Genomic DNA, 247 nt, shown 5'->3' with positions numbered 1-247 from the left:
AAGCAAATAAAGTAGTACTTGATGCTTATCAAAATGTGTTTAAAAAAACGGGCGGTATATTACTACGTAACCGAATAGAGCACGCACAAATTGTAACGCCTGAGGATATCCCTCGCTTTAAAGCGTTAAAAATAATCCCTTCAATGCAGCCAGTACATGCCACATCTGATATGCATATGGCAGAGCAACGCTTAACTGAAAAACAATTAAGCGGTGCCTATGCTTGGCAAACATTTTTAAAGCAAGG

General features: G+C 38.9%; 1 protein-coding gene. It reads left to right on the top strand.

The features are described 5' to 3' along the window. Positions 1-247, top strand: a 247-nt coding sequence (locus AAEY57_RS20770) for an amidohydrolase family protein (protein ID WP_350608755.1), incomplete at both ends; no start/stop codon positions are given.

It is taken from the genome of Pseudoalteromonas sp. MER144-MNA-CIBAN-0113 (assembly GCF_040308965.1).
Classification (GTDB): Bacteria; Pseudomonadota; Gammaproteobacteria; order Enterobacterales; family Alteromonadaceae; genus Pseudoalteromonas; species Pseudoalteromonas tetraodonis.
The sequence above is the reverse complement of the archived record's forward strand: the minus strand, read 5'-3'. Positions and strand labels throughout refer to the sequence as shown.